Source organism: Nocardia sp. NPDC004582 (genome assembly GCF_053602115.1).
Window position 1 is genome coordinate 1 of sequence record NZ_JBSGCY010000088.1, and the last position, 21,312, is coordinate 21,312.

Here is a 21,312-nt window from a genome sequence, read left to right on the forward strand (position 1 = left end):
GCTCGCGGGCGCGGGCGTCGCCCGCAAGCTCGGCGGCGACGGCGACCGCGGCCTCCTCGCTCTCGCACAGGAACGCGCAGGTCGGGCCCGAACCCGAGACGATGCCCGCCAGGGCTCCCGCGGCGACACCGGCCCGCAGCGTGCGGCGCAGATCGGGCTTCAGCGAGAGCGCGGCGGCCTGGAGGTCGTTGCCGAGCAGCGGGGCGAGCTGGGTCGCGTCGCCGGAGGCGAGGGCCTGGAGCAGGTCCTCGGGGCTGCCGAGGCGCGGCGGGTCACCGGCCTCGCGCAGGCGGTCGAGCTCCTTGAACACGGCCGGGGTGGACAGTCCGTCCTTGGCGAGGGCCAGCACCCAGTGGAAGGTGTTGCGGGACAACACCGGGAGCAGCTTCTCGCCGCGGCCCCGCCCGAGCGCGGTGCCGCCGTGCAGGGAGAACGGGACATCGCTGCCGAGTTCGGCTGCGATATCGGACAATTCGGCGCGACTGAGGCCGAGTTCCCACAGGTCGTTCAGCCCGACCAGGGCCGCCGCGCAGTCCGCGCTGCCGCCCGCCATCCCGCCCGCCACCGGAATCCCCTTGGTGATCCCGATTTCCACCAGCGGCGCCCGGCCCGCCTGATCGGCGAGCCGGACCGCCGCCTGCCAGACCAGGTTGGTGCGGTCGGTGGGCACCTCGTCGGCGCCCTCGCCGGTCACCTTGACCCGCATGGCGGCGGCCGGCGCGATCTCCAGATCGTCACTGAGCGAGAGAGCTTGGAAGACGGTGGTGAGGTCGTGGTACCCGTCGTCGCGCAGATCACCCACCCCGAGGTGCAGATTCACCTTCGACGGGGCACGCACGATCACGGGGCTCGGCACAACTGACAGCACGCGCCAAGCCTAATGGTGCTCAGAGCAGCGCACCGCCCGTGGCGTCGATCCACTGGCCGGTGACCCAGCGGCTGTCGTCCGAGGCCAGGAAGGCGACGATATCCGCGATTTCGGCCGGCTCGGCCACGCGATTCAGTGGCGACATCGCCGACACCGCCGCCCTGGCCTGGTCGTTGCGCAGCCAGCCGGCGTTCATATCGGTGTCCACCGCACCCGGCGCCACCGCGTTGACGGTGATGCCGCGTGCGCCGACCTCCTTCGCGAGCACCGAGGTGAAGGCATTGATCGCGCCCTTGGTCATGGTGTAGGCGAGCAGTTCCGGCTTGCCCGCGCCGCGGGTGAGCCCGGTGGAGACATTGACGATCCGCCCGCCGTCGCGCAGCCGGTCCAGGCCCAGCTTGGTGACGAAGAACGGGGATTTCGTATTGACGGCGAAGACCCGGTCGAAGGCCTCCTCGGAGGTACCCCCGATGGGTTCCCGCACGCCGTCGGTGCCCGCGTTGTTGACCAGGATGTCGAGGCCGTCGGCGTGCGCGTCGAACGCGGTCCAGAGCGCTTCGGCGTCACCGGGCACGCCCAGGGTGGCGGCGAAGGCGAAGGCCTGACCGCCCGCGGCCTCGATGCTCGCGACGGTCTCCTTGGCGGCGGCCGCGTTGCCGTTGTAGTGGACGCCGACCCGCGCGCCGTCGCGTCCGAGGCGCTGCGCGATGCCGCGCCCGATCCCCCGCCCGCCGCCGGTGACCAGTGCCGTCTTGCCCGAAAGTGCGCCCATGACCTCGTCCTTCCTTTGTCGGCCACATTCTCTAGTGACCGTTACAGAAAGCGACCATAACACATGTGTAGCGGTCGTTATAAAATCGCTGACATGGCCACAAGCACCCGGGGTCGCCCCCGCTCGTTCGACCGCGACGCAGCCCTCGACCAGGCGCTGCGGCTGTTCTGGGAACGCGGCTACGAGGCCACCTCGGTCAGCGACCTGACCAAGGCGCTCGGCATCGGAGCGCCCAGCCTGTACGCGGCGTTCGGCGACAAGCGGAAACTGTTCGACGAGGTCCTCGCCGCCTACGGCATGAGCTACGGCGGCTTCGCGGCGCGCGCCTTCGCCGAGGAACCGACCGCCCGCTCCGCGGCGGAGCGCACCCTACGGGAGGCCGCGGCCGAGTACGCCCGGCCCGGACAGCCACCCGGCTGCCTGGTCATCCACGCGGGCACCAACACCACCAATCATGAAGTGCTGCAACTACTTCAGAAGCTGCGCAACGACAACATCGACGCCTTCGAGCGCCGGATCAGCGAGGACGTGGCCGCCGGGCGCCTGCCCGCCGACACCGACGCCCGAGCCCTGGCGCGCTACACCGGGGCCGTCCTGCAGGGCATGTCCCAGGCCGCGCGGGACGGCGCGGGCGAGGACGAGCTGCGACGGGTGGCCGCGCTGGCCATGCTGGCCTGGCCCGCGTGAATTTCTCGGACCGACCGCTTGCGCCAGGTACCCATGGGGGGTATGTTTCTCGGTGTCGGGGATACCCCCTCACCGTATGAGAAGCGAGCGAAGGAGACCACCATGGCCACCAGCACCTACACCGTCACCGGGATGACCTGCGGCCACTGCGTCGGTTCGGTGCAGAAGGAGATCGGCAAGATCGACGGCGTCACCAGCGTGGATGTGGATCTCGCCAGCGGCCTGGTCAAGATCGAGTCGGCCGCCCAGCTCGCCGACGCCGATGTGATCGCCGCCGTCGACGAAGCGGGTTACGAGGTGGCCAGGTGAACGATCGACTGAAGTTCGCCGCCTTCGGCGGCGGACTGGTCGTCTTGTTCGGAGCCGCGCTCGGCATCGGCGCCCTGGTGGGCGACCGGTCCGGCACGGCCCCGGCCGAGGCCGACCACTCCCAGCACGAGACCGCCGCGCCGACCGGCCTGCAGGACAGCCTCTCCGGCTACACCCTCGGTGAGATCAGCGCCCCGGCCACCCCCGATCAGCAAGGCGCACTGCGCTTCCGGATCACCGGACCACAAGGCACCGTCACCCAGTACAACAATCTCCACGACAAGGACCTGCACCTGATCGTGGTCCGCTCGGACGCGAGCCAGTTCCGGCACGTGCATCCCGCCCGGGCCGCCGACGGCACCTGGTCACTGGACTGGAAGTGGGCCGCGCCCGGCAGCTACCGGGTGTTCGCCGACTTCTCCCCCGCCGGCGGGCCCGGCGAACTGGTCCTGAGCCGCACCATCGCGGTCGCGGGCAATGTGACCGACAAGCCGCTACCGCCGGTGTCGAAGACCGCCGACGTGGACGGGTACCGGGTCACCCTCACCGGTGACTTGAACACCACAGGCAGTGAACTGACCTTCGCCGTCACCCGCGACGGCAAACCGGTGACCGATCTGCAGCCCTACCTGGGCGCGTACGCTCACCTGGTCGCATTGCGGGCCACCGACCTGGCCTACCTGCACGTCCACCCCGAGGGCGAGGTCGGCAAGACCGCGCCCGGCCCCGACGTCGCCTTCCACGCGCAAGCGCCCAGCGACGGCCAGTACCGCCTGTACCTGGACTTCCAGCACGGCGGCGCGGTCCACACCGCGGAATTCACCGGCGAAACATCCACCGCCGCACCCGCTTCGGGTGCGCCCGCATCCCACGGAGGAGGTCACTCATGAGCGCCCCGGCTCCCGAGCGTTCGATCGAACTCGATATCGGCGGGATGACCTGCGCCTCCTGCGCGTCCCGGATCGAGAAGAAGCTCAACCGGATGGACGGCGTCACCGCGTCGGTCAACTACGCCACCGAGAAGGCCAAGGTCAGCTTTCCGGAATCGGTGACCGCCGATGACCTGATCGCCAAGGTCGTCGACACCGGCTACACCGCCGCCGTGCACCACGACGAACCGGTGAGAACCGATGCGGCCGAGGCCGAACCGGGTCCCTCGGCGGCGGATCTGTTGCGCCACAAGCTGCTGGTGACGCTGGCGCTGGCCGTGCCCGTGGTCGCCATGGGCATGTTCCCGCTGTTCCAGTTCACCAACTGGCAGTGGTTGTCGCTGACGCTGACCGCGCCCATCGTGGTGTGGAGCGCCTCGCAGTTCCACCGCGCCGCGTGGGTGAACGCCAAGCACGGCGCGGCCACCATGGACACGCTGATCTCGCTGGGCACCATCGCGGCCTTCGGCTGGTCGGTGTACGCCCTGTTCTGGGGCACGGCCGGGATGCCGGGTATGAAGCACCCGTTCAGTTTCGCCATCGAGCGCGGTGATTCGGCCTCGGCGCTGTACTTCGAGGTCGCCGCGACCCTGGTGACCGCGATTCTGGCGGGCCGCTACTTCGAGACCCGTTCGAAGGAGAAGGCCGGGTCCGCGCTGCGGGCGCTGCTGGAGCTGGGCGCGAAGGACGTGTCGGTCCTGCGTGACGGCGTCGAATCCCGCATCCCCGTGGGCGATCTGCGGGTCGGCGACGAGTTCCTGGTCCGTCCCGGCGAGAAGGTCGCCACCGACGGTGTTGTGGTGAGCGGTAATTCGGCGCTCGACATGAGCATGCTGACCGGTGAATCGGTGCCGGTCGAGGTGGGTCCCGGCGATCAGGTGGTGGGCGCGACCGTGAACGCGGGCGGTCTGCTGACCGTGCGCGCCACCCGGGTCGGCGCGGACACCCAGCTGGCGCAGATGGCCGCGCTGGTCGAGGAAGCGCAGAACGGCAAGGCGCCCGTGCAGCGGCTGGCCGATCAGGTCGCGGGCATCTTCGTCCCGATCGTGATCGCGATCGCCGTCGCGGCCCTGGGCTTCTGGCTCGGCACCGGATCGGCCGTGGCCACCGCGTTCGGCGCGGCCGTCGCGGTGCTGATCATCGCCTGCCCGTGCGCCCTCGGCCTGGCCACCCCCACCGCGCTGCTGGTGGGCACCGGGCGCGGCGCGCAGCTGGGCATCCTGATCAAGGGCCCGCAGGTGCTGGAGTCGACCCGGCGGATCGACACCGTGGTGCTGGACAAGACCGGCACCGTCACCACCGGCAAGATGGCGCTGGCGGAAGCGATTCCGGCCACCGGCGTGGACGCCGACGAGCTGCTGTCGGTGGCCGCGGCCGTCGAGCACGGCTCCGAGCACCCGGTCGCCAAGGCCGTAGTCGCCGGTGCGGCCGAGCGCGGACTCGACACCGAGAACGTGGAGCAGTTCGTCAGCCACGGCGGCAAGGGCGTGCAGGGTCTGGTCGGTGAGCGGGCGGTGGTCATCGGGCGCACCGAGCTGATGGAGGACTGGTCGATCACGGTGCCGGAGACGCTGGCCGACGCCAAGATTCGCGCCGAGCAGGCGGGCCGGACGGCCATCGTGGTGGCGTGGGACGGGCAGGCGCGCGGCGTGCTGGTCATCGCCGACGCCGTGAAACCCACCAGCGCCCAGGCGATCTCGGAGATGAAGGCGCTCGGCCTCACCCCGGTGCTGCTGACCGGCGACAACGCGGCGACCGCCCGCACCGTCGCGGATCAGGTCGGCATCGACCAGGTGATCGCCGAGGTGCTGCCCAGCGACAAGCTGGACGTGGTGAAGCAGCTGCAGGACGAGGGCAAGGTGGTCGCCATGGTCGGCGACGGCGTCAATGACGCGGCCGCCCTGGCCCAGGCCGACCTCGGCCTGGCCATGGGCACCGGCACCGACGTCGCCATCCAGGCCGCCGACCTCACCCTGGTTCGCGACGACCTGCGGGCCGTCCCGACCTCGATCAAGTTGTCCCGCGCCACCCTGCGCACCATCAAGGGCAACCTGTTCTGGGCCTTCGGCTACAACGTGGCGGCCATCCCGCTGGCCGCCGCGGGCCTGCTGAACCCGATGCTCGCCGGGGCGGCCATGGCGCTGTCCAGCGTGTTCGTGGTCAGCAACAGCCTGCGCCTGCGCGGCTTCCGCGGGTGAGGCATCGCGGCGGCGCCGCGCACCCCGGCGACAGGGCCGCCCGGATCACCCGATCCGGGCGGCCTTTTCGCATGTGACGCAGGCGCCCGCGAGCCATCGTGTTGAATGTCGGGTGTCCACCGCCGCCCCCTCTCGAGGAGCTCCGTTGACCACCATCGCCGAATACCTGGCCTCCGCCCAGATCCAGGCCGCCCCGGTCGACCCCGCGGCCGCCGGCGCGCCGAAGGTCACCGTCGGCGTTCCGGAAGGCTGGCAGCAGGTCCCGCCGCAGATGTTCCCCGGCTCCTACGGCGTCTGGACCCAGCCGCCCGTCGACGGCTGGGCCGACAACGCGGTCCTGCTGGTGGCGACCTTCACCCCCGCCGTCGACCCGGCCGAACTGCTCACCCACGCCTTCGCCGACGCCCGCCAGCTCCCCGCCTGGAAGGACATCGACACCGATACCGCGGACTACGACGGCCGCCCCTCCGCCGCCATCACCGGCACCTACGAGGTCCAGAACCTCACCCTGTGGGCCTACAACCGCTACATCATCGTCAACTCCGACAACGCCCAGTACCTGGTCCAGCTCACCATCACCACCCGCAACGACAGCGACGGCACCGCCCCCACCACCATCCTCGAGGGCCTGTCCATCTCGGCGTAGCTACCGCTCCCACACCCCACCGGCGAGAAAGCGATCCCACTGCTCGCCGGTGAACACCAACGCGGGCCCACCGGGGTCCTTGGAATCACGGACCCCGACCCCACCCCGGGTCAGGAACGCGACCTCGACGCATTCCTGTCCGCCGCCGGATCGACTGGACTTGAACCATTCCGCCTGGGACAGTTCATCGTTCACTTTCGAATCTCCTCGCCATTTCCCGCAGTAGCGCCCGGCTGATATCGGCCTCGAGCGCGGCATCCGTCAAAGTCCGGTATGCCGCACGGTACCTGTCGACGTCGCCCCGCTCTTCGAAATACATTCCGCCGGTGTAATTCTCGGCGAAGACGACGGTAGGTTCCACGCCGCCACGCGAATCCACCGCGAAATCGAGGATCACGAACGGAGCCGCGCAAGTCCAGCTCGCCGCCACGATCACCAGGTGGCGTACGCGCAATGCCCTGGCGCATCTCGAATCCCGTGGCCTGATAGTGCCGAGCCATCCGCGCGGGCGGTGGCGGATCACCCCGCGCGGGCGGGCGGCGCTCGCCTCGAAAGCGAGTCGGTTTCGTTGATCCGGCAGGACTCGACGGCGGATGCCATAGCGGTGGACTGGCCTGAACCGGCACTACGGCTGGCGAATTGGCGATGATCTGGTGATTTGTGGCGAGTAGTGCGGGACAAGGACGGTGGCGGCGGTCGCGGGCGAGTGGCGGAACAATGGCGGTATGGATTTGGAGAATGTGGACGGGTCGAGCACGCGGCTGATGGAGGAGCTGGTCGATCGGCTGAGTGAGAAGGCGCGCGCGTCGGTGATTTTCGGGGATCCGATCACCAGTGCGGGTGTCACGATCGTGCCGGTGGCCCGGGCGGGGTTCGCGTTCGGCGTCGCGCCCGGTCGCGGTTCCGACGCCGACGAGGTCACCGGCGGTGGCGGTTCGGGCGGCGGGATGGAGATGCGGCCGCTGGGATTCATCGAAATCCGGGACGGCTCAGCACATTACCGCCCGCTCCCGGCCCGGTGGACCGGCGTGGCCCTGCCGCTGGCCGGGATCGCCGCCGGTCTCCTCGCACCGTCCGTATTACGCGCCGGACGGCGCCTCTACCGGGCGCGGCGCGGCTGATTCGGCCACCGCACCCGTGGTGAGTGCGCGGTGGCGCTGCCGCTCGAGTTCGATGAAGCCATCGATCAGGGTGTTGTAGACCCGCTCCACCAATGTCGGCTCGACGCCGTGGCGCACCGCCAGCTCGCTGAGGCGGACCATCATCCGGGCGCGGCGGTCCGGGGCGCGGACCTCGTGTTCATTGCGCTTGAACGAGGCGGCGCGCATCACCAATTGCTGCCGGGCGCCGAGCAATTCGATGATCCGCGCGTCGATCGCGTCGATCTCGCCGCGCACTTCTTCCAGGGACATGAATTCGGACCTCCCATTTCGAGGCCACCGACGCGTCAGCCGAGTGACGCGAGACGCGTCGACCACCGCACCGGCAGCCGACACACACGCAAGTCAGAGCCGCCGAAACCTCGGCTGCCACCACGACTGCGTCATCAACATCACCCCGCCATCAAACCACAGCCCGACGTGACCGTCGACAGCCAGCGGTATCGACTTCTACCGCAAGGGAATTGGCGGGCGGGTCAGGCACAGGATCGCGACGATCGGGAACGCGATCAGCGGGGTTGCGAAGACGAAGCTGGGCGGGGTGGAGTAGTAGAAGGCGTCGATCGGGATCCAGGCCAGAACCGCCGCGACGAATTGGCCCAGCAGGACGAGCCAGGCCCCGGCCAGCAGGGGGTAGCGGCCGAATATGTTGCCGCGCAGCAGGAGTACCGCGCCGGACATCAGTAGGGCGGAGACCAGGAGGAAGGCGAGCACGAGCAGGGCCAGCAGGCTGTCGGCCGCGACCTCGGTAGCACCGAGGGTGAGGTAGGGGGCGGACTGCCATTTGGCTTCCTGCGACTGCATCCAGGCCCCGAAGGCTTCCATCATCCACAGCAGCGCACCGGGGATCGCCAGCCACGCGGCCACGCGGTATCTGGTCCGCCAGGACTCGCCCCAGCCCCGCACCCATCCGGCCACCGATATGGACACCATCGTTGCCCCCTCCGTCGATTGTCCCTTCGATGGCAATTTATCGACCCGGTGTGGAAATCCCCCGGACCGATTGCGGAGATCGTGTGGAGAACATCGCGTAGATTCCGGAGATGCCCCTGGGACACCTCGGCGTCAATGTCACCGATCTCGTTGCGGCACGACAGTATTACGACCAGCTGATGCCGCTGGTCGGCTACGACAAACTGCTGGCCGATGATACGCAGTTCGCCTACTGGCCCGCGGACGGCAAGGTCGGCACCTACCTGTTCTTCTACCCGGCCCCGGAGCCGGGGTACTCCCCCGAGCGCGCGGGTCTGCAGCATCTCGCGTTCATGGTCCCCACCCGCGCGGACGTGGACCGGGTGCACGACTGGGCCGCGGCGCGCGGCGACGCGATCATCCATGCGCCGCAGTCCTTCCCGCAGTATCCGCCGCCGTACTACGCCACGTTCTGGCGCGGGTACGACGGCGTGATGCTGGAAGCGGTGTGCCACAAGGACAGGTGAGCCGCCCGGGCTCTCACCCGGCCACGCCGAGTGCCGGTGGAGTCCGCCGGCGCATGCGCGATTCGGACAACCGCGGTCCGCTTCGGCGAGATCCGCACTGCCCGTGGCCACGTCGAATGGCGCATGTGTGATTTGTCCCATTTGAGACAAAATCGCCCCGGGGTGAGCGCGGTCACTTTCGTGCGATGGGTGGGTGCGCATCGATGGCGGGAACCCGCGAGTGGACCGGTCCGGCAGCCGCGTTTACGGTGTTCAGCGGCCGTTCACAGGGGTAGCTGGAGAGGTGCTGAACACCGTCCGGCAGGGCGGGCCGAGACCCGGCGCGGAGGGGGCGACCCGGGGTTGCGGGAGGCGGGTTGCTGCGCAGGGGGCGGCAAGCCCCTGAAAGTTCGGGGCGACTGCAAGGGGGGTTTGCGGATATTCTGCTGCGTGATCGACGCCCGGCCTTGCCGACTTTCGGTTTCGCCGGGCGTTTTTGTGTTCCCTGGGAGGGCATAGTGTCAACCACCGATGTGGCGCCGGAGCTGGTCGCCGTCGAGCCGGTCGCCGATCGGCGGGTGCATCCGTTCGCGTGGAAGGGCGTCCTGGCGGTCTCGCTGGGCTTCGCCGCCGTGCTCGGCCTCCCCGCGGCGCGGATCAATTACTTCGGCGACGAGCTGTACTTCTTGGCGGCCGGTCGGCGGCTGGCCTGGGCCTACCCGGATCAGGGTCCGCTGGCGCCGTTCGTGGCGCACGTGATGGATCTGATCGCGCCGGGTTCGGTCCTGGCGCTGCGCATTCCGGCGCTGCTGCTGATGGCGGCCGCGGCGGTCGTGGCCGCCGCCACCGCGCGGGAACTGGGCGCGAGCGCGCGGTATCAGGTGCTGGCCGCGACCGCCTACGCGGTGTCGCCGCTCGCGTTCAACCAGATGCAGCTGATCACGCTGACCTTCGACATTCCCTTGCAGGCGGCCATCATCTGGCTGCTGATCCGCTGGGTGCGCACAAGACAGGACTACCTGCTGATCGTCGCGGGCGTGGCCGCCGCGCTGGCGTTCCAGGCGAAGTGGATGATGCCCGGCGTGTGGGCGCTGCTCGGCCTGGGCGTGCTGATCGCGGGCCCGCGCGAATTGCTGCGCCGCCCGGCCCTGTACGCCGGCACCGCGATCCTGGCGCTGTCGATGGTTCCCGGCATCGTGTGGCAGGTGCAGCACGGCTGGGTGGAATCGCAGATGACCGAGATCATCGCCCAGGAGCAGTACGCCGCCAATACCGGTCCGCTGATCTGCGCGATCGAGATCGCCGTCCAGTGCGGTCTGCTCGGCGGCCTGCTCAGCATCTTCGGCCTGTGGGGCCTCACCCGCCTGGAGGCGTTGCGCCCCTACCGTTTCGCGCTGATCGCGGGCCTGGGCCTGCTGATCATCGTCCTGGTGGAGAACGGCCGCTCCTACTACGTGGCGGGCTTCTGGCCCGCCCTGGTCGGCGCGGGCGCGTTCGCGTTGAGCACGGTCGAGGCGCGAAAGCAGATCGGCAAGTGGGTCAATGCCGTGGCAGTGCTGTCGGCGGTCATGTTCACCGCGTGGATGGCCTCGATCCCGGTCCCCTACAGCTGGGAGTGGGCGCGCGACTTCACCGGCATCGACAAGCCGATCACCGACCAGGCCCAGTACTGGCAGCGTGAATCGCTCACCGGCCCGGCCGGATACGAGACCTTCACCAAGGCGGTCGCCGACGCGGTGGCCGGGCTGCCGCAGGCCGAGCGCGACAACACCGCCGTGGTCGCCGCCGCCTACGTGCAGGCCAGCGCGCTGGAGGAGTTCGGCCGCGACTACAACCTGCCGCCGGTGTTCAGCCCGAACCGCGGCTTCGGCTACTTCGGCCCGCCGTCGGACTCCTACCGCACCATCGTCTACCTGTCGGTGGACGGCGTGGGCGACAAGGACTTCCTGGCCCAGTTCAACTCCACCACCGAGGTCACCAAGATCAACGACCCGAACGGCCTGCCCGGCCTGGAGCGCCTGATGACCGTCTACGTGTGCCGCGAACCCAAGCACCCGTGGGCCGACGTGTGGCCGGGTCTGCAGACCCTCACCTTCCCCAGCGGAATCTGAGAGTCCCCGGACTCGGCCGGCTGCGGGGAGTCAGCCTTGTTGAGCCAGACGAACGAAAGCGGCGGTATCGAGCGTCTCACCGCGCGCGGTGGGCGCGATACCGGCCGCGGTGAGACGGTTCTCGGCCTCCGCGGCCGAGCCCGCCCAGCCCGCCAGCGCCGCGCGCAGGGTCTTGCGGCGCTGCGCGAAGGCCGCGTCGACCACCGCGAACACCCGTTGCCGGAAGGCGTCGTCCTGCGGCCAGGGCGCGTCGTCGAACCGGTCGATGCGGACCAGCCCGGATTCCACCTGCGGCACCGGCCAGAAGATCTGGCGGCCAACGGTTCCGGCGCGCCGCACGGTGCCGTAGAAGCCCGCCTTCACGCTGGGCACCCCGTAGATGCGGCCGCCCGGCGTGGCCGCCAGCCGGTCCGCGACCTCGAGCTGCACCATGACCAGCGTGGTGCGGATGCTGGGGAACTCGGCCAGCAGGTGCAGCAGCACCGGCACCGCCACGTTGTAGGGCAGATTGGCGACCAGTGCGGTCGGCTCGGCGGGCAGGTCGGCGTGGGTGACCTTCATGGCGTCCATGGGCACGACGGTGAGCCGGTCCGCGAGTTCCGGCGCACGCGCCCCGACGGTCTGCGGCAGATGCGTGGCCAGCGTCGGATCGATCTCGACGGCGATGACGCGATCCACCACGTCGAGCAGGGCCAGAGTCAGCGATCCGAGCCCGGGCCCGACTTCGAGCACGGTGTCTCCGCGTGTCACGCCCGCGGTGGCGACGATGCGGCGCATCGTATTGGCATCGTGGACGAAATTCTGCCCCAACTGCTTGGTCGGGCGGACCCCGAATCGCTCGGCGAGCTCACGCACTTCGGCGGGGCCCAGCAGGGCGGCTTTTCCACGACCGGCGACTTCGGGTTCGGACATTCTGGAAAACCTATCAAGCTGGGCGGATCACTCGCGCCGACACCCCGGTCAGGACCCGGTCGGGGTGGCGAAGACGCGGTCGGCGCGCCCGTCAGGGCCGGCGCCGCGGTCAGCCGCCGCAGCGCCGCTCCGGCGTGGCGGACGCGCGCGTCGGACCAAAAACCCCATCACTCAGGGCTTTTCGCCCCACGCCCGGGTAGCGTCGCCACCCGGCAACCACGACCTTGGAGGAGAGTGCATGCCCGCTCGGCGGATTCGACGGTTCGTGCTGGGCGCGACGCTGGTGACCGCGGCCGCGACCCTGCCCGCGGGCCCGGCGCACGCGGAGGCGCCCGTCGCGCCGGATCGCTTCACGCATCAGACGCTGAACTGGCAAGCATGCGATGACAAGATCCTGGACAAGGCGGGCGCGCAATGCGCGGGCGTGGTCGTCCCGCTCGACTACGCCGATCCCGGCGGCCGCACCCTGACCCTGGGCATCTCCCGGGTCCAGGCCACCGATCCGGCGCGCCGGCGCGGCATCCTGCTGACCAATCCGGGCGGTCCGGGCGGCCAGGGCCTGCGCATGCCCGCCAACTACCTGACGAACCTGTCCGACGACGTGCGCGCCCAGTACGACATCATCGGCATGGACCCGCGCGGCGTCGGCCGCTCCGACAAGGTCAACTGCACCATCCCGATTCCCACCATCCTGTTCTCGGCGGGCTTCGACGTCCTCGGCTTCGCCCGCGACGCCACGGTGGCCGCGGGCATGGCGAGCGCCTGCGTGGCCACCGACCCGGGCAAGATCCGCCACATCACCACCCGCAACACCGCCCGCGACATGGATGTCATCCGGAGCGTGCTGGGCGAGCAGAAGATCAACTTCTTCGGCGCCTCCTACGGCACCTACCTGGGCGCGGTCTACACCCAGCTGTTCGGCGACCGCGTCGACCGGATGGTCCTCGACTCACCCATCGACCCGGACCGCTACTACATCGGCCTCTACCAGGACATGGGCGCGATCAACGAGTGGGCGCTCGACGACTGGGCCACCTGGGCGGCCCGCCACGACGACCTCTACCACTTCGGCACCACCCCCGAGGCGGTGCGCGGCTGGGTCGAGGACCTGATCCGCCGGTCCGCGGGCCACGAGATCTACGGCAGCGGCTTCCTCGTCGACGAGCACACCATCCCGATGATTCTGGTTGCGCTGCTGCCCAATCCGCAGTTCAACCCGAACCTCGCCGAGATCCTCACCATGGTGGCCAGCGGCGTCGCGGGCGGGCCGATCGACATGGACGCCCTGCAGGCCAAGATCTTCTCGGTGGTGCCGCTGGACGCCGCCGCCATGGCCGCCATCATGTGCGGCGACAAGGCCGCGCCGCGCGATCCCGCCTGGTACTACAAGAATGTCGAGGCCACCCGGGCGTCGCAGCCGGTGTTCGGCGCGTTCGCCAACAACATCACCGCCTGCGCCTTCTGGCCGGACCCGGTGGAGCAGCCCACCGAGATCGGCAACGACACCCCGGTGCTGATGCTCGCCAATGTCCACGACACCCGCACCGCCTACGCCGAGGGCCTGGCGCTGCACGCGAAGCTCCCGAAGTCACGACTGATCACCCTGGCGGACACCAGGATTCACGCGTCGTTCCGCGACGATCTGAGCCCGTGCGTGAACAACGCCGTGAACACCTACCTGGCCACCGGCGTCCGCCCGGACACCGACATCACCTGCGAGCCGGACTACAACTGGTTCCCGAAGTAGCGGTCCGGACCGCCCCCGCTCAGGGCAGGGTGGGGGTGGACAGGATGCGATCGGTGAAGACGCCGATCGCATCCCACATGGCCGGGTTCAGCTGGGTGTGGGTGCCGGTGCCGACCACGGTCGAGAAGTCGACCCGGTTCGCGGCGAACTGCGCGGCCAGTGCGGCGTGCAGCGGCGACGGCACGGTGGTGTCGGTCGCGTTGACCAGCAACAGGATCGGCGCGTCGTAGCCGTTGACCGGCACCGTCATGTACTGGTTCATGGCGGTCTGGAACGCGGGATCGTCGAGCGGCCGCGACAGCATGTCGCCGATGCCCATGCCCTCGACCTTCTTCATGATGTCGAGGAAGCACAGGCTCTGCGTCTCGTCCAGCGCCGCGCGCCCGCGCGGGGTGAGGAAGCTGTCGACGTTCGCTTCCGGATGGGTGGCGCGCAGCCCGGCCAGCATGCTGACCACGAAGCCGTTGACCGCGGTTCCGGCCTGGCCCGGGATCTCCGGCACCCAGGGGCCGACGAACGGGGTGATCTTCTCCAGATCCGATTCCGGGTCGACGGTGATGGTGCCGCGGAAGTCGAGATCCGCCGCGGTGGTGGCCTGCAGGTGCGCGGTGCCCAAGGCGGCCTGTCCGCCCTGCGAGAAGCCGGTGACCGCCCAGCTGCGCGACAGCGAGGGGTTCAGGGCGCGAGCGGCTTTCAGCAGGTCGATGGTCGAACCGGCCTCGGTGTCGATCTCGAGGTACGGGTGCGGGCCGGTGTCGAAGCGGCCCAGCCCGAGGTAGTCGGGGGCGACCACGGCGAAGCCCTTGTTCACCAGGTACTGCAGGAACTGGTCTTCGGCGGCCCGGGTGATGTGGGTGGTGTCGGTCTGGCCGCCGCAGCCCGGTCCCATGCCGGAGGTGCCGTGGTCGTAGGCCATGATCGGCCAGCCGCCCGCGGGCGCGGGGCCGGGCGGAACGAACAGCGCGCCACTGGCTTTCACCGGTTCGCCGTTGGAGCGGGTGGTCCAGTAGTCGATGAAGGTGCCGTTGGACAGGCCGCGGAAGCCGTCCGGCGCGGGCGTGGTGGCGAAGGCGGTGCCCGGATCGGCTTGCGCCGGAGCGCCCGGGATCACCAGCAGGGCACCGGCCGCCGCGAGAGCCGCCGTGCACGCGCGAGTACGCCATCCAACCGAACGCATGAATCCTCCATCAGGTCCCGACCCCAATTGCCGAACACATTCGGCGAAGGAGTTTATCTACTGGACTGTCGTTCAATTATGTGAACACTCTGGCAAATAGCCGGAGCGTATCCGACGCACACCCTTCGAGGCGCTCGCGCGCACCCCATTGACGCGCTTTGAAACTTGTTCTAATTTCTCGCCATGTCGAGCAGATACGAAGGTCGTCGAGTCATTGTCACCGGAGCGGGATCGGGCATCGGCCAGGGCGTGGCCCTGCGCCTGCTCGCCGAGGGCGCCCAGCTGGTCGCCGCGGATGTGAACGAGGCCGGCTTGGCCGCTACCGTCGACGCCGCCCCCGCCGCGCAGCGCGAACGCCTGCGCACCCTCACCATCGACATCGCGGACCAGGAGTCGGTCCGCGCGGTCACCGCGCAGGCCCTCGAATTCCTCGGCGGCCTCGACGTTCTCGTCAACGCCGCCGGCATCCTGCGCGCCGCGCACACCCACGAGATGCCCGTCGAGGACTGGAACCAGGTCATCTCGGTCAACCTGACCGGCACCTTCCTGATGATCCAGTCCGCCCTGCCCGCGCTGATCGAATCCGGCCGCGGCGTGATCGTGAACTTCTCCTCCACCTCGGCGTTCGGATCCAACCCGTACATGGCGGCGTACTCCGCGTCGAAGGCGGGCGTGAACGCGCTGACCCACTCCATCGCGCTCGAGTACGTGAAGAAGGGCCTGCGCGCGGTCAATATCGTGCCCGGCGGCATCAGCACCGGCATCACCTCCGGTCTGGCGCTGCCCGCCGACGCGGACTGGACGCTGATGGCGCGGCTGCCCGGGTGGATCGAGGGCGGCGCGCTGGGCAAGCCGGAGGACATCGCGGGCGTGGTCGCCATGGCCGCCTCCGACGACGGCCGCTACATGACCGGCACCGAGCTGCGGGTCGACGGCGGCGCGCTGATGTAGCGGACCCGATTTCAATCGGGACCAGTCGGTACGGAGTTAGGCTGGCAAGCACTTCCTAGCCACGAACATCGGACCCGGACGGAGAGTCATGGGAAACCGGCGGAGTTTCGGAGTGCTTGTCGCCACCGTAGGGCTGACCGCGGCGGTGGGATGCGAGTCCTCGAAGGACTCGGGTGGATCGAAGGAATCCACCACCGGGTCGCCGGGCTCGAATGGATCCAAGGAACCGGCCTACGCCGCGACGCTGCGCCCGCTCATCACGAAACTGATGAAGGACAACGTCATTCCGGGCGCGGCCGTCATGATCACCTCGCCCAAGGAAGGGAACTGGAAGGCCACCTTCGGGACCGGCACCCTGGGCAAGGACGATCCGATCACGATCGACGATCACTTCCGGATCGGCAGCAATACCAAGACCATGACCGTCACGGTCCTCATGCAGCTCGCCCAGGAGGGCAAGCTCTCCCTCGACGATCCGATCGACAAACACTGGCCGGGCGTGCCCAATGGCGACAAGATCACCCTCGCCCAACTCGCCGAAATGCGCAGCGGCCTCTACAACTACACCTTCGACCACGACCTGAGCGTCGAGGTCGACCAGGACCCGCAGAAGGTATGGACCCCCGAGGAGCTGCTGGCCATCGCCTTCGCGCACCCGGTCCAATTCCCGCCGGGCGAGAAGTTCGAGTACAGCAACACCAACACCATCCTGCTGGGGCTGGTCATCGAGAAGGTCGCGAAGATGCCGCTGGCGGACGCCCTGCGCCAGCGCATCTTCGAGCCGCTCGGACTGAAGAACACCTCGTTCCCGGCGGTGACCGACTCCTCGATCCCCGATCCGCACCCGCAGGGCTACACCTTCGGCACCATGGTCTCCACCATCGACACCTACGCGCTGCCCCCGGACCAGCGAGCGGCGGCGCTGGCGGGCACCCTGCAACCGAACGATTCGACCACCTCGAGCCCCTCCTGGGCCTGGGCTGCCGGGGCCGCGATCTCGACGGTGGAGGACATGACCACCTTCACCAAGGCGCTCGTCGAGGGCAAGCTGCTCGACGCCAAGTTCCAGAAGATGCGGATGGACAGCATCCAGCCGATCAACCCGGACATTCCGACACTGGCGGGATACGGCTTGGGCCTGGTGCGATTCGGCGAACACCAATTCGGGCACGACGGCCAGCTCCCCGGCTTCATGAGCTACATGGCGTCGGACCCGGATTCCGGACTCACCATCGTGGTCGCCACCAATCTGGCCGCGGTGCCCGCGGGCGAGGGATCGGCCCTGGTGCTGGTGAAGGCCATGCTCCCGACCTTCTACGGCCCGAACGCCCTGTCCGGACCCGATCCGGCACAACGCGATAGCGGCACGAGCACCACCGCACCCGCCTCCCCGACCGAGTCGACGCCGTGGACCACGACACCGCGGTAGTCATCGCCGGAGCCGGACCCGTCGGCCTGACCGCGGCCATCGAACTGCGCCGCCGGGGCGTCCCGTGCCGGATCCTCGACCCGCTGCTCGAATCCCCGCAGTACGCGAAGGCCGTCGGCATCCAGCCGCGCGCGCTGGAGGTGTTCGAGCAGATGGGGGTGGTGCGGGAAATCCTCGACGCCGCAATACCGTTGCGCGGGCAGCTGGCCTACGTCAACGGCGAGCCGGACGGGCGGATGGAGCTGGCGCTGCCGCCGGACGTGCCGTTCGGATTCGTCGGGCTGCCACAGTACGAGACCGAGCGGATCCTGCGGGACCGGTTGACCGGACTCGGCGGCGTCATCGAACGCGGCACGCGGGTAACGGGTTTCGAACAGGACGCCGACGGGGTCACGGTGACGCTGGAGAACGGCGCCGGCGCCACGACCACGCGGGCGGGGTATCTGGTCGGCTGCGACGGCGCGCACAGCACGATCCGCAAGGCGCTGGGGCTGTCGTTCGAGGGGGCCGCGTTCGCCGAGCAGTACATGCTCGGCGATGTGGAACTCGACTGGAACATGCCGCGCGGCTACAACATTCGCGCCACCCACCGGGCCGACGGAGCCGTCGACGACGTGCTGGTCTGCATCCCGCTGCCCGGCCTGCGCCGGTACCGCATCTCCATGCTGCTGCCCGACGGCCATTCCGGCGAACAGACCGGCGACGGCGTCGAACACGGCTTCACCACGGGGTGGACACCCGAGATCCGCGACCTGCAAGCGGTCGTCGACCGGCTGGCTCCGGAACCGGCGCGCGTCTCGCATCTGCGCTGGTCCTCGGTCTTCCGGATCAGTCACCGGATCGTCGACTCCTACGGTCACGGCAGGGTTTTCGTGGCCGGCGACGCCGCCCACATCCACCCGCCCACCGGCGCGCAGGGCATGAACACCGGCATCCAGGACGCCCACAACCTGGCGTGGAAGCTGGCGCTGGCGGTGCACGGCGACGCCTCCCCCGCCCTGCTCGGCTCCTACGACGCCGAACGCCGCCCGGTCGGTGAGGAAGTCGTCGGCCGCACGGTCCGCAGCGCCCGCGAAGGCATCGGCGCGGACTCCACCGACCCCGGCTACGTGCTGCGCCGCGAGGCCCAGCTGCTCATCGACTACACGGGCAGCCCGATCGTGGCGGCCTCCCCCGCGGACGAGCCCGCCCCGCGCGCCGGGGCCCGCGCCCCCGACGCCCGCGGCCTCACCCGCGCCGCCGTCGCCTTCGACCTGCGGCTGCTCCCGCTGCTCGACGGGACCCGCCACACCCTGCTGCTGTACGCGGACGACGCCACCACCGAATCCGGCCTGCGCGCACTGGAAGAGCTGGCCACCACCGCGATCGCCGCCGCCCGCTGCCATCTGAACGTGTATCTGATCGCCACCCCCGAGGCCGTGGCGGACGCGACCACCCTCCCGCTGATCCGCGACACCGCAGGCGAATTCGCGCGCGCCTACCGGGCCGCACCGGGCTCGGCGTTCGTCATCCGCCCCGACGGCTACCTCGGCTACGCCCGGCGCGCGGGCGACACCGCGGACCTGATGACCTACCTCGAATCCACATTCCGCTGACCAGGCCCACCGCGGACCCGGGCGGCGGGGAGATCCGCCGCGGAAAAATCTTCGGTAACAGCCCGGTTCGCGGGAGCGACATCCCCGGTGAGAGTCCGCTGCCCGCCCTCGCGGGACAGCTGTTCGACCCGATCGATGTGGCTGTCCGGACCGATGAGGGGTCCGGACTAGCTGATCCCCAGCCGCGACGTACACGCGGGCCACGCACCCCAGCCCTGGCGGGCGCGGGTCACCTCGGCGATGGCGATCTGCTCCTCGCGAGTGGCCATATCGGCGCGCGGCGCGTAACGGGTGCCGCCCTGCCGTTCCCAGGTGCTCTGGTCGAACTGGATGCCGCCGAAATAGCCGTTGCCGGTATTGATCGCCCAGTTGCCGCCGGATTCACAGCTGGCGAGGGCGTCCCAGGTGCGGCCGTCGCGGACCTCCGGGACCTCGGTGCCGGGCTTGGCTCCGCGGCGCACGGTCTTGGGCTGGGCGGGCACGATCACGGTGGACTTGATCGGATCCTTGCCCGCCTCTTGGCCGTTCACGATGGAGACCGCGAAAGTCACGTCCTGCGTGCCCGGTACGCCCGCATTCTCGATGATCGTGCGGCTCATATTGAGCGACTGATCCTCGATGGTGTTCTCCGGCGGATCCAGCGGCACCCGCTCGGTGCGGTTCTGCACGATCTTGCGGGTGACGGTGATCTTCATGCCGTCGGTCAGCTTGGTGTCGGCGGCCGGAACCACGAAATCCTGGTTCACCAGCGGACGGCCCTGCACCTGGAGCAGTTCCCCGACGGTCGGCGCGGCCAGCCGGACCAGGGCCGGGGCGAAGCCGTTGTCGCTCAGCTCGACGGTGCGCGGGTTGGTGATCAGCAGCTGCGCACCCACCAGCGGCAGCGGGGTCGGGCGGGAGGGCGAGGTGTAGACGTCGCCGGGCAGGTTCAGCTTCACCACGGCCTCGGCCACGGTGAGCGCGGTGGTCCACGCCTTGGACGGGGTGCCGTCCACGATCAGCGAGACCTCGCGGGCCCGGTTGAGCGTGATGGTGGAACCGTCGCTGATGTGCGCACCGGCCGACGGGGACACGTCGTCGCGGCCGGAGATGGCGTAGCCGGCGTCGGCGAGCGCGCCGCGCACATCGCCGCGCATGGTGGACTCGACGAAATTCTTGCCGTCGACGACGAAGGTCACCTGTTTCTTGCTCATGATGGCGACGCCCGCACCGACGATGAGCGTGACGAGCATCGCCGCGATCGCCCCGTACAGCATCGGGGAACGCGACGAGTTGATCTTCGCCAAAGCGTGCATCGGAAATCCCGGCATGGTCACAGTACGATAACGAGGGGGTCGGTGAATCACAACCACTCGCGGTGGTGCTGCGGAAACGTCGGTCACGACCCGATATCGAATCGCAGGTGAATCACGACCGCGGCAGATCATAGTGATCCGAACCACATCGATTCAACTCGAACCGAGCGCAACGCGGGAATCGTGCGAAGACGAAAAAAGGTGCGGTGGCCGCGTTTCCGCGGCCCCCGTCAGATGCCGTAGACGCGGCGGGCGTTCGCCGTGGTGATCTTGGCCAGCTGCACCGGATCCTGTTCCCGCAGTTCCGCCAGCGCGCGCAGCGTGTACGGCAGCATGTAGGACTCGTTCGGCGCGCCCCGGAACGGGTGCGGCGTCAGGAACGGCGCGTCGGTTTCCACCAGAATCAGTTCGTCCGGAACCAGTTTCGCGGCCTCACGCAATTCGTGCGCGTTCTTGAAACTGACCGTGCCCGAGAAACTCAGCACGAAGCCCTGTTCCACGCACGCCAGCGCCATGTTCGCGTCCGAGGAGAAGCAGTGGAAGATCACCTCGTCGGGAGCGCCCTCGTCGATCAGCACGGCCAGCAGGTCGTGATCGGCCTCGCGGTTGTGGATCATGAGCGGCTTGCCCAGCCGTTTGGCCAGGTCGATGTGCCAGCGGAAGCCCTCGACCTGCTCCTCGATCTCGGCGCAGCCCTCCAGTTTGCCCGGCCAGTAGTAGTCCAGCCCGGTCTCCCCGACCGCGACCACTCGGGGGTCGGCGGCCAGCTGTTCGAGCTCGGCCTTGGCGGCGTCGTCGAGGTGGTTGGCGCGGGTCGGGTGCAGCGCGACAGCGGCGTAGACGCGGTCGTCCCAGTGGGCGGCACGCACCACGAAGCGGGCCGCTTCCAGGTCGTCGGCGACCGTCACCAGTTCCCGCACGCCGACCGCGCGGGCCCGGTCCACCAGCGCCGCAACCGATTCCGGATCGGTGGCCCCGCAGGCGTCGATATGGGTGTGCGCGTCGATCAGCGGCGACAGCGGCTCGGGCGGCTCGGGCGCAGGTCGGCGGCTACTCATGGGCTGCACCTGCCACGGGGATATTCACGCGAGCGACGTAGGACACGCAG

22 protein-coding genes are annotated in these 21,312 nt (G+C 69.3%); 12 read left to right on the top strand and 10 right to left on the bottom strand.

What is annotated here, in order from left to right; genetic code table 11:
• On the bottom strand, positions 1-868 hold an 868-nt coding region (locus ACWELJ_RS22585; protein ID WP_452368116.1), incomplete at its 3' end, for a 4-(cytidine 5'-diphospho)-2-C-methyl-D-erythritol kinase.
• 19 nt (positions 869-887) lie between these two features.
• Positions 888-1,640: an SDR family oxidoreductase gene (locus ACWELJ_RS22590; RefSeq protein WP_452368117.1), complete on the bottom strand. Its 753-nt coding sequence runs from the start codon at positions 1,638-1,640 to the stop codon at positions 888-890.
• 93 nt (positions 1,641-1,733) lie between these two features.
• On the opposite strand from ACWELJ_RS22590, the gene ACWELJ_RS22595 reads away from it, so the two are divergent.
• From ACWELJ_RS22595 to ACWELJ_RS22615, 5 genes are all read left to right on the top strand, one after another.
• Positions 1,734-2,327 (top strand): TetR/AcrR family transcriptional regulator, encoded by a 594-nt coding sequence (locus ACWELJ_RS22595; RefSeq protein ID WP_452368118.1) that lies wholly within the window; start codon positions 1,734-1,736, stop codon positions 2,325-2,327.
• 102 nt (positions 2,328-2,429) lie between these two features.
• Entirely contained in the window at positions 2,430-2,636 is a 207-nt protein-coding gene (locus tag ACWELJ_RS22600) for a heavy-metal-associated domain-containing protein (protein WP_452368119.1), read from the top strand.
• Positions 2,633-3,526, top strand: a complete 894-nt coding sequence (locus tag ACWELJ_RS22605) for a hypothetical protein (protein WP_452368120.1) — start codon at positions 2,633-2,635, stop codon at positions 3,524-3,526. The genes ACWELJ_RS22600 and ACWELJ_RS22605 overlap by 4 nt, the downstream gene beginning before the upstream one ends.
• The gene (locus ACWELJ_RS22610; RefSeq protein WP_452368121.1) at positions 3,523-5,763 is read left to right on the top strand and encodes a heavy metal translocating P-type ATPase; all 2,241 of its coding nucleotides are present in this window, start codon (positions 3,523-3,525) and stop codon (positions 5,761-5,763) included. The genes ACWELJ_RS22605 and ACWELJ_RS22610 overlap by 4 nt, the downstream gene beginning before the upstream one ends.
• Positions 5,764-5,908: 145 nt before the next feature.
• On the top strand, positions 5,909-6,409 hold the full coding sequence (locus ACWELJ_RS22615; RefSeq protein WP_452368122.1) for an LpqN/LpqT family lipoprotein: 501 nt from the start codon (positions 5,909-5,911) through the stop codon (positions 6,407-6,409).
• On the opposite strand, the gene ACWELJ_RS22620 is transcribed toward ACWELJ_RS22615, so the two are convergent.
• Both ACWELJ_RS22620 and ACWELJ_RS22625 read right to left on the bottom strand, forming a co-directional pair.
• Entirely contained in the window at positions 6,410-6,604 is a 195-nt protein-coding gene (locus ACWELJ_RS22620; RefSeq protein ID WP_452368123.1) for a DUF397 domain-containing protein, read from the bottom strand. It lies immediately after the preceding gene.
• A complete protein-coding gene (locus tag ACWELJ_RS22625) occupies positions 6,594-6,845 on the bottom strand; it encodes a Scr1 family TA system antitoxin-like transcriptional regulator (RefSeq protein WP_452368124.1) in 252 nt (83 codons plus the stop codon). Before ACWELJ_RS22625 ends, ACWELJ_RS22620 begins: the two co-directional genes overlap by 11 nt.
• Positions 6,846-7,134: 289 nt before the next feature.
• Here ACWELJ_RS22625 and ACWELJ_RS22630 point away from each other — a divergent pair, with 289 nt between their 5' ends.
• Complete coding sequence (locus ACWELJ_RS22630) at positions 7,135-7,530, top strand: GerW family sporulation protein (RefSeq protein ID WP_452368125.1); 396 nt, start codon at positions 7,135-7,137, stop codon at positions 7,528-7,530.
• Here ACWELJ_RS22630 and ACWELJ_RS22635 read toward each other — a convergent pair.
• Both ACWELJ_RS22635 and ACWELJ_RS22640 read right to left on the bottom strand, forming a co-directional pair.
• Positions 7,489-7,821 carry a chorismate mutase gene (locus tag ACWELJ_RS22635; RefSeq protein WP_452368126.1) on the bottom strand — a complete coding sequence of 111 codons (333 nt, stop codon included), beginning with the start codon at positions 7,819-7,821 and terminating at the stop codon, positions 7,489-7,491. The genes ACWELJ_RS22630 and ACWELJ_RS22635 overlap by 42 nt on opposite strands.
• Before the next feature lie 198 nt (positions 7,822-8,019).
• On the bottom strand, positions 8,020-8,502 hold the full coding sequence (locus ACWELJ_RS22640; protein WP_452368127.1) for a hypothetical protein: 483 nt from the start codon (positions 8,500-8,502) through the stop codon (positions 8,020-8,022).
• A gap of 110 nt (positions 8,503-8,612) precedes the next feature.
• On the opposite strand from ACWELJ_RS22640, the gene ACWELJ_RS22645 reads away from it, so the two are divergent.
• Both ACWELJ_RS22645 and ACWELJ_RS22650 read left to right on the top strand, forming a co-directional pair.
• Positions 8,613-9,008 (top strand): VOC family protein, encoded by a 396-nt coding sequence (locus ACWELJ_RS22645; protein ID WP_452368128.1) that lies wholly within the window; start codon positions 8,613-8,615, stop codon positions 9,006-9,008.
• Positions 9,009-9,505: 497 nt separating this feature from the next.
• Complete coding sequence (locus ACWELJ_RS22650; protein ID WP_452368129.1) at positions 9,506-11,098, top strand: ArnT family glycosyltransferase; 1,593 nt, start codon at positions 9,506-9,508, stop codon at positions 11,096-11,098.
• 30 nt (positions 11,099-11,128) lie between these two features.
• On the opposite strand, the gene rsmA is transcribed toward ACWELJ_RS22650, so the two are convergent.
• The gene (gene rsmA / locus ACWELJ_RS22655) at positions 11,129-12,010 is read right to left on the bottom strand and encodes a 16S rRNA (adenine(1518)-N(6)/adenine(1519)-N(6))-dimethyltransferase RsmA (protein WP_433668382.1); all 882 of its coding nucleotides are present in this window, start codon (positions 12,008-12,010) and stop codon (positions 11,129-11,131) included.
• Between the two features lie 238 nt (positions 12,011-12,248).
• On the opposite strand from rsmA, the gene ACWELJ_RS22660 reads away from it, so the two are divergent.
• Positions 12,249-13,757 (top strand): alpha/beta fold hydrolase, encoded by a 1,509-nt coding sequence (locus ACWELJ_RS22660; RefSeq protein WP_452368130.1) that lies wholly within the window; start codon positions 12,249-12,251, stop codon positions 13,755-13,757.
• A 19-nt stretch (positions 13,758-13,776) separates the two neighbouring features.
• Here ACWELJ_RS22660 and ACWELJ_RS22665 read toward each other — a convergent pair whose 3' ends face one another.
• The gene (locus ACWELJ_RS22665; RefSeq protein ID WP_452368131.1) at positions 13,777-14,934 is read right to left on the bottom strand and encodes an alpha/beta hydrolase family protein; all 1,158 of its coding nucleotides are present in this window, start codon (positions 14,932-14,934) and stop codon (positions 13,777-13,779) included.
• A 183-nt stretch (positions 14,935-15,117) separates the two neighbouring features.
• Here ACWELJ_RS22665 and ACWELJ_RS22670 point away from each other — a divergent pair, with 183 nt between their 5' ends.
• From ACWELJ_RS22670 to ACWELJ_RS22680, 3 genes are all read left to right on the top strand, one after another.
• A complete protein-coding gene (locus ACWELJ_RS22670; protein WP_452368132.1) occupies positions 15,118-15,885 on the top strand; it encodes an SDR family NAD(P)-dependent oxidoreductase in 768 nt (255 codons plus the stop codon).
• A 112-nt stretch (positions 15,886-15,997) separates the two neighbouring features.
• Positions 15,998-17,314, top strand: coding sequence for a serine hydrolase domain-containing protein (locus tag ACWELJ_RS22675; protein WP_452368133.1), 1,317 nt, complete (start codon positions 15,998-16,000; stop codon positions 17,312-17,314).
• Positions 17,293-18,909: an FAD-dependent monooxygenase gene (locus ACWELJ_RS22680; protein WP_452368134.1), complete on the top strand. Its 1,617-nt coding sequence runs from the start codon at positions 17,293-17,295 to the stop codon at positions 18,907-18,909. Before ACWELJ_RS22675 ends, ACWELJ_RS22680 begins: the two co-directional genes overlap by 22 nt.
• Positions 18,910-19,076: 167 nt before the next feature.
• On the opposite strand, the gene ACWELJ_RS22685 is transcribed toward ACWELJ_RS22680, so the two are convergent.
• Positions 19,077-20,204 carry a transglycosylase family protein gene (locus ACWELJ_RS22685; protein ID WP_452368135.1) on the bottom strand — a complete coding sequence of 376 codons (1,128 nt, stop codon included), beginning with the start codon at positions 20,202-20,204 and terminating at the stop codon, positions 19,077-19,079.
• A 230-nt stretch (positions 20,205-20,434) separates the two neighbouring features.
• Positions 20,435-21,262: a TatD family hydrolase gene (locus ACWELJ_RS22690; protein WP_452368136.1), complete on the bottom strand. Its 828-nt coding sequence runs from the start codon at positions 21,260-21,262 to the stop codon at positions 20,435-20,437.
• Positions 21,263-21,312: the final 50 nt, after the last annotated feature.